Below are 12,534 nucleotides of genomic sequence, written 5' to 3'. Positions count from 1 at the left end.
CTGGAGCCGATATGAAGCTTTTTTACCGGGTCTTGTTACAGAAGATACGCCCATGCATTACCTGTCAGGCATGGCGGCTGGCACTCTGCGAGCGTGGCCTGGCATCCCGCCGGGCGCAGTGAACAAAAACGCCAAAACACAAGGAGTGCATCATGAGCCGTTGGATCAAGCTGATCGTCGCCGCTGCGGTGGCTGCTGCCACGCTGTCGGCCTGCGTGGTGGTGCCGGTGGGCCCGCCGCAGCCGCATTACTACCGTCCTTATTACGGACCCGGTTATTACTATGGCCGCTGATGGCTGACGAGGGATGGCCTACATCTGCCTGAACAGATGGGCGAACAGGCGGCTGACCGCCAGTTTTTCCGGGCGGTCGCGCAGGGTCACGAAGAGCTTGCCGCTCTCTTCCCGCAGCGCCGCCTGGATCTGCCGCACCTGGACCACGGTGCCGCGATGGATCTGCCAGAACTGGCGGCCATCGAGCTGGGGGATCAATTCCCGCAGGCTGGTCCGGATCAGCGCGCTGCCCTCGGCGCTGACCACATTCACATACTTGTCGGTGGCTTCGAAATAGATCACCTCGTCCACCGGAATCAACTTCACCTTGTTGCCGACCGCCGCGCGGATGTAGTCCAGCCGGGGCGGCGTGTCGTCCACAGCGGGCGCGGACAGCGCTCGCAGCTGCGCCAGCGCGCGTTCCAGGTGGCTGTCCTGGTCGCTGGCGGCGCGCTGGGCCAGCAGCCCTTGCAGGCGCGCCACCGTCACCGCCAGCCGGTCCTGGCTGACCGGCTTGAGCAGGTAATCGATGGCTGCCCGCTCGAAGGCTTGCAGGGCGTAGTCGTCATAGGCCGTCACGAAGACGATGAGCGGGAAGGCCCGCCCGGCAGGCCACTCCTCGGCCAGGTCGCCGGCCACCTCCAGCCCGCTGCGGCCGGGCATCTTGATATCCAGGAACAGCACATCCGGCAGCAGGGCCAGCGCCTGCTCCAGCGCTTCATCGCCATTGGCGGCCAGGTGCGGCGCGGGCAGATCCGGCCAGCAGCGCGCCAGGGCCTGGCGCAGGGCATTGGCCAGCAGGGGTTCGTCTTCGGCGATCAGGGCAGTGGGCGCGGCCATGGTGGACTCCGGACAAAGCGGCAGGGGACTCAATGATGATCCAGCAGGCGGGTGTTCTTGCTGCTGCGGTGCGCCGCCTTGAGGGCCTTGAGCGGGATGGTGATCTGCGCCATCGCGCCGGCCGGTACGTTGTGGGTGATGATGAGTTCGGCCAGCGGGCCGTAGAGTGTCACCAGGCGCTCGCGGATGTTGTCCAGCCCGAAGTGCATGCCGATCACCGGTTCCTTCTGGGCGGGCGGCTGGTTCAGGCTCACGCTGGTGGGCAGGCCGACGCCCGTATCGAGCACGCTCAAGACCAGCATGTCATTGTGCACCGCGGCCCGCACGGTGCAGTTGCCGCCGGCCACCTTGGGTTCCAGGCCGTGCTTGATGGCGTTTTCCACCAGCGGCTGCAGCAGCATCGGGGCCAGGCGCAGCTTGCCCAGGTGTTCCGGCAGTTGCAGGGTGTAGGAAAGGCGCAGCCCCATGCGCAGCGACATCAGTCCCAGGTAGGCCTTGATGAGGTCGAATTCCTTTTGCAGCGAGGTGCTGTCAGCCCGCGAGGCCGACAGGGTCGTGCGCAGGTAGTGCACCAGCTGGTTCAGCATCAGCTCGGCCTGCAGCGGATCGGTGCTGATCAGCGACTGCAGCGTGGCCAGCGTGTTGAAGAGCATGTGCGGCTCGATCTGGGCCTGCAGCATCTGCAGTTGTGCCTGCACCGCCTGCTTCTCGACCTGGCTGGCGTGGGCTTGCAGGGCGGCCATCTTCTGGCGGTTCCAGAAGAAGACGGTAGCGCCGAAGCACACCAGGAAGGTCAGCACGATCACCGCAATGATGTTGTCGCTCTGCTCGGGGACCATGTTGAGGATGGGCTGGTCCATCAGCAGGCTGGCCAGGATGCGCCCCAGCAGCACCGCCAGCGGGGCCATCACCGCGATGATGGCGAGGAAACCCAGCTTGTTGGGCTCGCCATCGCCCCAGATCGCCAGCCGCGTGCCGTTGATGAGCAGCATGGCCAGCAGGCCGATGCACATCGAGACCTGCAGGTTTTCATAGAACGTGCCGCCGATGCGCATCAGGTAAGTCACGGCCAGCGCGCACAGCAGGTTGATGACCAGCGTGGGCAGCAAGGCCAGCGCCAGCTGGCGCAGCAGGACGATCAGGCGGGGCGGAAGGGCGGTGTCGTGTTGGGTCATGCGTTTCCAGGGATGAAGCAAGCAAGCGGCCCGGCGTACCGGGCTCTCTTTAGCGGCGGCGCAGTTCACGGGCGATCAGCGCCTGCTTCCAGCCGGCGGGAAAACGCCCGAATACGCTCAAGGCGTGGAATAGTACCCCGATTCCCCAGCCAAGGAGAGGCCCCAGGCTCCACCAGTGGCGGTGCTGGCCCATCAGGTTCAACAGGATCAGGCCGGTGTTGACCGCCAGGTAAATGCCGAAATGATGGAAAAAGCCGACCTGGCGCGCTACCCGCCGCTCGGCATGGGCCAGCTCCTCGGGCGAGGCAGCGGTGATATGAAGATTCTGGTCAGAAAGGGAGGAGGGGGCAGTGTCGCGCATGATGGCCTCGCAGTGGTGGGGTGAATGATGGCGCAAGCATGCGCCGCCGCGCCGGCTCCGGCGAGCCACTTGCGACGGGCGGCATTCTGGCGGGCGCCAACGGCTTGTGGCGCGGCGTGATCTGCTCTACCTTATGCGCCGATCGCCTTGATCCTTCTGCAAGGCCTACCCTCGGAGAGAACATCATGTGGCCCTATCCCCGCATCCTCGCCCATCGCGGCGGCGGCACCCTGGCACCGGAAAATACCCTGGCCGGCTTTCGCTGCGGCCTGGAACACGGCTATCGCGCCGCCGAATTCGACGTCATGCTCACCCGCGACGAAGTCCCCATCCTGATGCACGACCCGCAGCGCGGCCGCACCCTGCCCGGGGCCGGCAAGATCGCCGAGACCGACTGGGCCGATCTGCGCGACCTGGAAGCCGGTGCCTGGCTGGATGCGCGCTTCGCCGGGGAACGCCTCTGCACGCTGGAGCAGGGGCTGGATTTCTGCCTGGCCGAAGGGATCTGGATGAACGTCGAGATCAAGCCAGCCGCTGCAGAATTCGCGCGCCGTACCGGGGAGCTGACCGCCCAGGCCGTGGCGCGGCGCTTCGCCGGCAAGAGCGGGGCGGCGCTGCCGGTCTTGTCCTCGTTCTCCTTCGACGCGCTGCTGGCGGCCAAGGAAGCAGCCCCAGCCCTGCCGCGCGGCTACCTGGTGGATGTGATTCCCGAGGACTGGCAGGCGCGTCTGGAGCAACTGCAGGCCGTGGCCCTGCACACCAATCACAAGCACATCACCCCGTCCCTGGCGGCGGCCGTGAAGGCGGCGGGGTATGGCCTCTTCTGCTACACCGTCAACGACATGGCGCGTGCCGAGGAAATCCGCCAGTGGGGCGTGGATGCCTTCTGCACCGATCGCATCGATCTCATCGCGGCCGACGCCTGGTAAGCCACGACACCCCCACGCTGCCCGCATTGTTCATATCGCGCAGCGTGGAAATGAATGGCAAATTACGCTCTTACCGGCGGACTGAATCCTCATACGCTAGCTATGATTTGCATGCGGACAACAATAACTGGAGGGCAGTCGACAGTTGTTGTCAACGCGTCGCGAAAATCTTGCGTTAAGGAAGCACAAGGCCGGCGCCCGTGAGCACGCCGGTGGACTTGTGGAAGCACACAACACTGAGAGATAGAGGAAAACGATGAAGATCAACAAACTGCTGGCTGCCGTACTCGTCGCCGCCTTCGCCATGCCGGTCCTGGCCCAGCCCGCACCGGCTCCGGCTGGCGCTCCCGCCGCTGAAGCCCCGGCTGCCAAGCCTGCTCACAAGAAGCACAAGAAGCATGCGAAGAAGGCCAAGAAGCACAAGCACAAGAAGGCCAAGAAGAACAATCCGGTGCCGGCCAACAAGGGCGCCTGATCGTCCGGTCTTCTGGTGGCGGACCGCACAGCGTGGCCCGCACTTGTTTTTACCGGAAGGTTCGGCTGACGCAGTTAAGGTCCGGCGGCGCAGGTTAGCGCGCCATGCCGGGTCAGCCGGGCCTGTAACCCGCGGGGATTTTCCCGGCGGGTTTTTTTTCGCCTGCAGCGCCCTGCTGCCGGCCGGGCTGGCAAGGCGTTGCGGCGGGGCGGGCAAGCCTGCGTATCCGGGCCGGGATCACGTATAATCATCGGTTCGCAATCGTTTTTTGCACCGACTCCCATCCGGGCCGGATCTGCGCGTTAGCGGCGGCATCAGGCCCATTTATCCGTCTTCGAACATGAACTCAGCCGAAATTCGCGACAAGTTTCTGAAATTCTTTGAATCCAAAGAACACACCATCGTCCGTTCCTCCAGCCTGGTGCCGGGCAATGACCCGACCCTGCTGTTCACCAATTCCGGCATGGTTCAGTTCAAGGACGTGTTCCTGGGTACCGACAAGCGCAACTACGTGCGCGCGGCCTCCGTGCAGCGCTGCCTGCGCGCCGGCGGCAAGCACAACGACCTGGAAAACGTCGGCTACACCGCGCGCCACCATACCTTCTTCGAGATGCTGGGCAACTGGTCCTTCGGCGACTACTTCAAGCGTGAATCGCTGAAGTGGGCCTGGGAACTGCTGACCCAGGTCTATGGCCTGCCGGCCGACAAGCTGTGGGCCACCGTCTACCAGACCGACGATGAAGCCTACGACATCTGGACCAAGGAAATCGGCCTGCCGCCGGAGCGCGTGGTGCGCATCGGCGACAACAAGGGCGCACCCTACGCCTCCGACAACTTCTGGCAGATGGCCGAGACCGGCCCTTGCGGTCCTTGCTCGGAAATCTTCTACGACCACGGTCCGGACATCTGGGGCGGCCCCCCGGGCAGCCCCGACGCCGACGGCGACCGCTACATCGAGATCTGGAACAACGTGTTCATGCAGTTCGACCGCCAGCTCGATCCGGCCACCGGCGAATACACCCTGACCCCGCTGCCGGCCCCGTGCGTGGATACCGGCATGGGCCTGGAGCGCCTGGCCGCCATCCTGCAGCACGTGCACAGCAACTACGAGATCGACCTGTTCCAGGCACTGATCAAGGCCGCTGCCCGCGAAACCGGCATCAGCGACCTGTCCAACGCCTCGCTGCGCGTGATCGCCGACCACATTCGTGCGACCTCCTTCCTGATCGTTGACGGCGTCATCCCCGGTAATGAAGGCCGTGGCTACGTCCTGCGCCGCATCATCCGCCGCGCGCTGCGTCATGGCCACAAGCTGGGCCAGACCAAGCCCTTCTTCCACAAGCTGGTCAAGGACCTGGTGGTGCAGATGGGCGCGGCCTATCCGGAACTGCCGGAAGCCGCCGAGCGCGTCGAGATGGTCCTGAAGCAGGAAGAAGAACGTTTCGGCGAAACGCTGGAACACGGCATGAAGATCCTGGAAGCCGCGCTGGCTGCCAACAGCAGCAAGCTCGATGGCGAAACCGCCTTCACCCTGTACGACACCTACGGCTTCCCGCTGGACCTGACCGCCGACATCTGCCGCGAACGCAATGTCGAGCTGGATGAAGCCGGCTTCACCGCCGCCATGGAACGCCAGAAGAGCGCCGCCCGCGCCGCCGGCAAGTTCAAGATGGCCGCCGCCATCGAATACACCGGCGACAAGACCCGCTTCGTCGGTTACGAATCGCTGGCGCAGTCGGCCAAGGTGGTGGCCCTGTATGTGGCCGGCAGCCCGGTGCAGAAGATCGAGGCCGGCCAGGACGCCATCGTGGTGCTGGATACCACCCCGTTCTACGCCGAATCCGGCGGCCAGTCGGGTGACGCCGGTGCCCTGGAAGCAGCCAATGGCCTGTTCGCCGTGGCCGATACGCAAAAGATCCAGGCCGAGGTGTTCGGCCATCACGGTCAACTGATCAAGGGCAGCCTGGCCATCGGCGACGCCGTCGAAGCCAAGGTCGATGCCGATCAGCGTGCCCGCACCATGCGCAACCACTCGGCCACCCACCTGATGCACAAGGCCCTGCGCGAAGTGCTGGGTTCGCACGTGTCGCAGAAGGGTTCGCTGGTCGATGCCGACAAGACCCGTTTCGACTTCAGCCACAACGCCCCGATGACCGCCGACGAAATCCGCCGCGTGGAAGACATCGTCAACCGCGAAGTGCTGGCCAACGTCGCCACCGGCGCCCAGCTGATGGGTTACGACGATGCGATTGCCGCAGGTGCCATGGCGCTGTTCGGCGAGAAGTACGGCGACCAGGTGCGCGTGCTCTCCATCGGTACCTCCACCGAACTGTGCGGCGGGACCCACGTCACCCGTACCGGTGACATCGGCCTGTTCAAGATCGTCTCCGAAGGCGGTGTCGCCGCCGGCATTCGCCGTGTCGAAGCCGTCACCGGTGAAGGCGCTCTGGCGCTGGTGCATTCGCTGTCGACCCGCGTGGCCGAAGCCGCTGCAGCCCTGAAGACCCAGCCGGAAGAACTGCTGCCGCGCATCGGCCAGGTGCAGGACCAGGTCAAGGCGCTGGAAAAGGAACTGGCTTCGCTGAAGTCCAAGCTGGCCTCCAGCCAGGGCGACGAGCTGGTCAACCAGGCGGTCGACATCAACGGCATCAAGGTGCTGGCGGCCACGCTGGAAGGCGCTGACGTCGCCACCCTGCGCGAGACCATGGACAAGCTGAAGGACAAGCTCAAGACCGCCGCCATCGTGCTGGGCAGCGTCAAGGATGGCAAGGTCAGCCTGATCGCGGGCGTCACTGCCGATGCCACCTCCAAGGTCAAGGCCGGTGAACTGGTCAACTTCGTCGCCCAGCAGGTGGGCGGCAAGGGTGGCGGCCGTCCGGACATGGCCCAGGCCGGCGGCACCGAGCCGGCAGCCCTGCCGGGCGCGCTGCAAGGCGTGGCGGGCTGGGTCCAGGCCAAGCTGTGATTTCCACAGGCCCTGGCCCGGAGCGCCCATGAGCGAATTCAAGTTTTGCCCGGTCTGCGCAGCATCGCTGGTGCTGCGCGCCGATGAAGGCGAAGCCGGCAAGGTCCGGCTGGCCTGTCCCGAGGGTCACTGGACGCATTGGGACAACCCTCTGCCGGTGCTGGCCGCACTGGTGGAGATCGACGGCAAGATGCTCACTGCGCGCAACGCCGCCTGGGCCGAAGGGCGCTTTGCGCTCATCACCGGTTTCATGGAACGCGACGAGACCCCGGAACAGGGAATCGCCCGCGAACTGAAGGAAGAGACCGACCTGGACGCCGAGCAGATCGAGCTGATCGGCGTCTATGAATTCATGCGCAAGAACGAGCTGATCATCGCCTATTACGTGAAGGCGAGCGGCACGATCAAGCTGTCGCCGGAGCTGCTGGAATACCGCCTGAGCGAACCCGCCGACCTGCGCCCCTGGCCGGCGGGTACCGGCCATGCGGTGGCGGACTGGATGCGCCAGCGTGGACTGCCGGTGCAATATGTCGAGTTTGCCGGTTCGTCTACGCCGATTGAAACCCCGCAGGTCCTGAAATAAGCGTGCGGTCAAGACGCAGCGTTCCATCTTGGACCGTGATTTTCTTGCTTTTGCACAAGCCTAGTGCGGCGAAAACAACAGAACTTGTGCAATGCATCAAGTCGGCGCGTTTTGCAGTAAAATCGTTTTCGTCGTGATCCATTTTGAGTCGAAGTAATGGCCATTCAATTTCACCGGGAACTTGATGCGCGCGGTCTGAACTGTCCGCTGCCCATCCTCAAGACCAAGAAAGCCCTGGCCGACATGGCCAGCGGGCAGGTGCTCAGGGTGACCGCCACCGATACCGGTTCGGTGCGCGATTTCCAGGCCTTTGCCAAACAGACCGGCAACGATCTGCTGGAGCAATCGCAGAATGATGAACACGAGTTCATCTTCTTCATGAAGCGCAAATAAGCAGCATCCCTGTCCATCCCGGAAAGATCAGGCTGGCAGCATTGAAAAACCCGCAGCTCGGATGAACTGCGGGTTTTTTGTTGTCTTTCGATTAATGAAGTTGTCGTTACAGCTCCGGATGGAAGCTCTCGGCACGTGCAATCGGCCAGAACTTTTCATAGACCCGATAGCGGTAATTGCCTTCCAGTAAATCGTTGGGCTGCAGATATTTCAGCACGTTGGACATGAGTTGAATCTCGTGGTCGTTGATGCGCCGCACGATGTGATGCGGGCGCAGCGCCGACGTATGCGGCAGCCCGGCCGCCTGTACCAGCTCCTGCAGCGCATGCAGGGTGCTCTGGTGGAAGCGGTAGACGCGCTCGGCCTTGTCCGGTACCACCAGGGCGCGGGCGCGCTGGGCGTTCTGGGTGGCCACGCCCGTGGGGCAGCGGTCGGTATGGCAGCTCTGCGACTGGATGCAGCCCAGCGCAAACATGAAGCCGCGCGCCGAATTGCACCAGTCCGCGCCCAGCGCCAGCGTGCGCGCCACGTCGAAGGCGGTGATGATCTTGCCGCTGGCACCGATCCTGACCTTGTCGCGCAGGCCGATGCCGGTAAGCGTGTTGTGCACCATCACCAGGCCTTCCTGCAGCGGCATGCCCACGTGGTCGACGAATTCCAGCGGGGCCGCGCCGGTGCCGCCTTCGGAGCCATCCACCGTGATGAAGTCCGGCACGATGCCGGTCTTGAGCATGGCCTTGGCGATGCTGAAGAATTCCCAGGGATGGCCCACGCACAGCTTGATGCCGACCGGTTTGCCGCCGGAGAGGCCGCGCAGCTTCTCGATGAATTCCAGCAGCCCGACCGGTGTGGAGAAGGACGAGTGCACGGCCGGCGAGATGCAATCCACCCCCATCGGGATGCCGCGCGTAGCGGCGATCTCCGGCGTGATCTTGGCCGCCGGAAGCACGCCGCCGTGGCCGGGCTTGGCGCCTTGCGACAACTTCACCTCGATCATCTTGATCTGTGGCGACTGCGCCTGGGCCGTGAATTTTTCTTCATTGAAGCTGCCGTCCGCGTTGCGGCAGCCGAAGTAACCGGAGGCGATCTGCCACACCAGGTCACCGCCGAATTCGCGGTGGTATTCCGAGACCGAACCCTCGCCGGTGTCGTGGGCAAAATTGCCTTTTTTCGCCCCCTGGTTGAGTGCGCGGATGGCATTGGCCGAGAGCGAGCCGAAGCTCATGGCCGAGACGTTGAAGACCGACATCGAATACGGCTGTGCCCGGTCGCCGCCGACCACCACGCGGAAATCGTGGCTGGCGATCTTGGTCGGGGAGAGCGAATGGCCTATCCATTCATGGCCGGCCTGCTGCATGTCCAGCTCGGTGCCGAAGGGGCGGCTGTCGACATCGGCCTTGGCACGCTGGTAGACGACGCTGCGCTTCTTGCGGGAGAAGGGACGGCCATCCATTTCGTCTTCAAAGAAGTACTGGCGCAGTTCCGGCCGGATGGCCTCGAACATGAAGCGGAAGTGGCCGATCAGCGGATAGTTGCGCAACACGGCGTGCCGCCGCTGCACCAGATCGTGGACGCCGACCACGCTCAAGACCAGGGGAATGAGCGGCCACCCCCAGCCGATATCAAGGGTCGCCGCCAGGACCACCAAGGCCAGGGTCAGCGCGATCACCGCCCAGAACACGAAATACCGATTTGCCCACATAGAAGAGTCCGCTAGTTGTCAGGATGGAACCGGCACCGGCCGAAGGCCATGGTCGGGTTTGCAAGGATTCTACCGCCCGGGCTCAACAGTCGTGCGCGACGAAGTGAAGGGTTTTTCCTGCCGATATGGCGGGACTGGCCGCGATACTGCCCGGCAAGCCCGCTGCTTGCGCAGTGGCATCCTTATTGCTTTGACGTATCTTCCTGCCAGGCAGCGTGGGGAACCGCTGCCCTGTGCATCAATGAACTCCACTATCACAGCGCGCCTGCTTGTCCGAGGCCGGAGACACGATGTCGTTATGAAAACAGTTGCTTCACGAGGCGCATCGGCGGCCTCTTCCTCCTCTTCCCGCCCTGCGGCGCGGGCGCTGTGCCGCCAGGATGCCGCGCAGAGCCAGGCGGTGCTGGCCATGGCGCGCCCGCCGCGCCTGCTGGAGACGCTGCTGGCCAATCTCGACGGCATGGTCTACCGCTGCCGCGATGATGCCCACTGGACGCTGGAATTCGTCAGCGAAGGCTGTCATGCCTTGACCGGCTATGCCCCCGAGGACCTGTTGCTCAACAGCCGCATCTCCTTCCTGCAACTGACCCATCCGGAAGACCGCGCGTTGGTGCGCAGCCATATCGACACCTGCATGCGCGAGCGGCGTCGCATCGACATCGAATACCGCATCGTCCACGCCGATGGCAGCCTGCGCTGGGTGTGGGAGCGTGGCGTCGGGCTGTATAACGCGGCCGGCAAGGTGGAGGCGATGGAAGGCTTCCTGCAGGACGTGACCGAGCGCAAGGAAGCGGCCCAGGCGCTGCAGGAGGCCGAGCGCCGTTATCGCAGCATCTTCGAGAACGCCATCGAAGGCGTGTTCCAGACCACGCCCGATGGCACCTACATCGCGGTCAACCCGGCGCTGGCGCGCATCTACGGCTATCACTCGCCGGAAGACCTGATCGTCGGCCTGCGCGACATCAGCCACCAGCTGTATGTCGAACCGGAGCGCCGTACGGAATTCATGCGCCTGATGGAGCAGCATGGCTCGGTCTCCAATTTTGAGTCTCGCGTGTACCGGCGCGACGGCGACATCATCTGGATCTCCGAGAACGCCCGCGCCGTCTATGACGACAGCGGCGCGCTGGTCTGTTACGAGGGTACCGTGGAGGCCATCACCGAGCGCAAGCTTTATGAAGCCGAAATGCGCCATCAGGCCACCCACGATGCGCTGACCGGATTGCCCAATCGCAACATGCTGCATGAGCACCTGCAGCGCGCCATTCAGGTGGCGCGGCAGAAGGGTGGACTGACGGCGGTGGTATTCGTGGATCTTGACCAGTTCAAGTTCATCAATGACAGCCTGGGTCACCAGGTCGGCGACGAATTGCTCAAGACCGTGGCGCAGCGTCTGCAAGCCTGCCTGCGGGATACCGACATGGTGGCGCGCCAGGGGGGCGACGAATTCGTGCTGGTGCTGCAGAACCAGACCGGTGGCGAACTGGGCATCGCCGAGGTGATGCAGCGCATCCTGGCCGCCGTGGCGCGGCCCTGGCAGGCGGGCGACCGCGAGTTTCAGGTCACGGCCAGCATCGGCGTGAGCCGCTATCCGGTCGATGGCAAGGATGTCGAGACCTTGCTGAAACAAGCCGATTCGGCCATGTACCGGGCCAAGGAGCAGGGGCGCAACAACTTCCAGTTCTTCGCGCCGTGGATGGACACACAGGTCAGCAATCGCCTGGAGATGCTCATCAATCTGCGCCGCGCGCTGGATCAGGAAGAATTCAAGCTCTATTACCAGCCCAAGCTGAGTTTGAAAGATGGCAGCGTGATCGGTGCCGAGGCGCTGATCCGCTGGCAGTCGCCAGAGCAGGGCATGGTGCCGCCCGACCGCTTCATCCCCTTCGCCGAAGAAGCCGGCCTGATCGTGCCGATCGGAGAATGGGTGCTGCGTACCGCCTGCCACCAGAACAAGCGCTGGCAAGAGGCCGGATTGCCGCCTATCCCTGTGGCGGTGAACCTGTCGCCACGGCAGCTGAACCAGAGCCTGCCGGAATTCGTTTCCGGCGTGCTGGAGCAGAGCGGCCTGGCGGCCTCCTGCCTGGAGCTGGAAATCACCGAGAACGTGGTCATGAAGGATGCCGAGAAGAGCGTGGCTACCCTGCATGCCCTGAAGCGCCTGGGTCTGCAGATTTCTGTCGATGATTTCGGAACTGGCTATTCCAGCCTCTCGTACCTGCGCCGCTTCCCGGTGGATGCCCTGAAGATCGACAAGTCCTTCGTGCGCGACATTGCGCGCGATGCCGACAGTGCAGCCATCGTCAAAGCCGTCATCTCGCTGGCCCATATCCTGAACTTGCGTGTCATTGCCGAGGGCGTGGAGGATGAGCAGCAACATGCTTTCCTGAAGGAAAATGCATGTGACGAAGTGCAGGGTTATTTCTTCGGCAAGCCCATGGCGGCAGAGGATTTCACCGCCTGGATGAGCCGGCAGGCGCAAAGCGGTCAGGCATGCAAATAATTGTCCGCAGGCTGCAACAGGCTGCATCCCCGCAAATCTTTGTGCTACACTCCGCGCAGTACTTTTGATGCCTTGCGCCCCGACCGCCGCAGCCTGTGCGGCCAACAAAGGCTCCATGACGCAAGGCCGGTAGTTGAAAAGGTGCAGGTCGGCCGTCCGCAACCCCGCGACATGACGGCTTTGCGAAAGCGCGAGTCCTCCGCGACGCCGATTTGCCCGGGTCTTAGATTCCAGCTCATTCAATCTCCAAACACCGGAAGGCAGCGCCGCCGCATCCAGCACTGCGCAAGACTTGCCGTACCTGGCCCGTTTCAGCTTTCGCTGCAGGCCGGACTG

The 12,534-nt window shown here is 63.8% G+C and carries 11 protein-coding genes; 7 read left to right on the top strand and 4 right to left on the bottom strand.

All coding sequences use genetic code 11. From position 1 onward, the window contains the following. Positions 1-152: 152 nt before the first annotated feature. Positions 153-293: a hypothetical protein gene (locus J2X56_RS10340; RefSeq protein WP_008331432.1), complete on the top strand. Its 141-nt coding sequence runs from the start codon at positions 153-155 to the stop codon at positions 291-293. 18 nt (positions 294-311) lie between these two features. Here J2X56_RS10340 and J2X56_RS10335 read toward each other — a convergent pair whose 3' ends face one another. The 3 genes from J2X56_RS10335 to J2X56_RS10325 are packed head-to-tail and all read right to left on the bottom strand — an operon-like array spanning position 312 to position 2,648. After that, the gene (locus J2X56_RS10335; protein WP_310160022.1) at positions 312-1,112 is read right to left on the bottom strand and encodes a LytTR family DNA-binding domain-containing protein; all 801 of its coding nucleotides are present in this window, start codon (positions 1,110-1,112) and stop codon (positions 312-314) included. 29 nt (positions 1,113-1,141) lie between these two features. Beyond that, a complete protein-coding gene (locus J2X56_RS10330) occupies positions 1,142-2,287 on the bottom strand; it encodes a sensor histidine kinase (RefSeq protein ID WP_121043363.1) in 1,146 nt (381 codons plus the stop codon). Positions 2,288-2,336: 49 nt separating this feature from the next. Next, on the bottom strand, positions 2,337-2,648 hold the full coding sequence (locus J2X56_RS10325) for a 2TM domain-containing protein (protein WP_051156248.1): 312 nt from the start codon (positions 2,646-2,648) through the stop codon (positions 2,337-2,339). 185 nt (positions 2,649-2,833) lie between these two features. Here J2X56_RS10325 and ugpQ point away from each other — a divergent pair, with 185 nt between their 5' ends. The 5 genes from ugpQ (at position 2,834) to J2X56_RS10300 (ending at position 7,993) form a co-directional block, all read left to right on the top strand. Beyond that, complete coding sequence (gene ugpQ / locus J2X56_RS10320; protein WP_310160020.1) at positions 2,834-3,577, top strand: glycerophosphodiester phosphodiesterase; 744 nt, start codon at positions 2,834-2,836, stop codon at positions 3,575-3,577. 256 nt (positions 3,578-3,833) lie between these two features. Then, on the top strand, positions 3,834-4,052 hold the full coding sequence (locus tag J2X56_RS10315; RefSeq protein ID WP_039784299.1) for a hypothetical protein: 219 nt from the start codon (positions 3,834-3,836) through the stop codon (positions 4,050-4,052). Positions 4,053-4,392: 340 nt separating this feature from the next. Continuing rightward, positions 4,393-7,017: an alanine--tRNA ligase gene (gene alaS, locus J2X56_RS10310; protein WP_310160018.1), complete on the top strand. Its 2,625-nt coding sequence runs from the start codon at positions 4,393-4,395 to the stop codon at positions 7,015-7,017. A 28-nt stretch (positions 7,018-7,045) separates the two neighbouring features. Next, the gene (locus tag J2X56_RS10305; protein WP_121043351.1) at positions 7,046-7,600 is read left to right on the top strand and encodes an NUDIX domain-containing protein; all 555 of its coding nucleotides are present in this window, start codon (positions 7,046-7,048) and stop codon (positions 7,598-7,600) included. 156 nt (positions 7,601-7,756) lie between these two features. Then, positions 7,757-7,993, top strand: coding sequence for a sulfurtransferase TusA family protein (locus tag J2X56_RS10300; protein WP_013235553.1), 237 nt, complete (start codon positions 7,757-7,759; stop codon positions 7,991-7,993). Positions 7,994-8,099: 106 nt separating this feature from the next. Here the strand turns inward: J2X56_RS10300 and J2X56_RS10295 are convergent, their stop codons facing one another. After that, a complete protein-coding gene (locus tag J2X56_RS10295; protein WP_121043348.1) occupies positions 8,100-9,695 on the bottom strand; it encodes an FMN-binding glutamate synthase family protein in 1,596 nt (531 codons plus the stop codon). A 409-nt stretch (positions 9,696-10,104) separates the two neighbouring features. Between J2X56_RS10295 and J2X56_RS10290 the strand changes: the two genes are divergently transcribed. Beyond that, positions 10,105-12,198 (top strand): bifunctional diguanylate cyclase/phosphodiesterase, encoded by a 2,094-nt coding sequence (locus tag J2X56_RS10290; protein WP_199725109.1) that lies wholly within the window; start codon positions 10,105-10,107, stop codon positions 12,196-12,198. The last annotated feature ends 336 nt before the right edge of the window (positions 12,199-12,534 follow it).

It is taken from the genome of Herbaspirillum sp. 1173 (assembly GCF_031455335.1).
Lineage (GTDB): Bacteria > Pseudomonadota > Gammaproteobacteria > Burkholderiales > Burkholderiaceae_D > Herbaspirillum > Herbaspirillum huttiense.
This window is presented reverse-complemented; position numbering and strand designations above follow the sequence as displayed.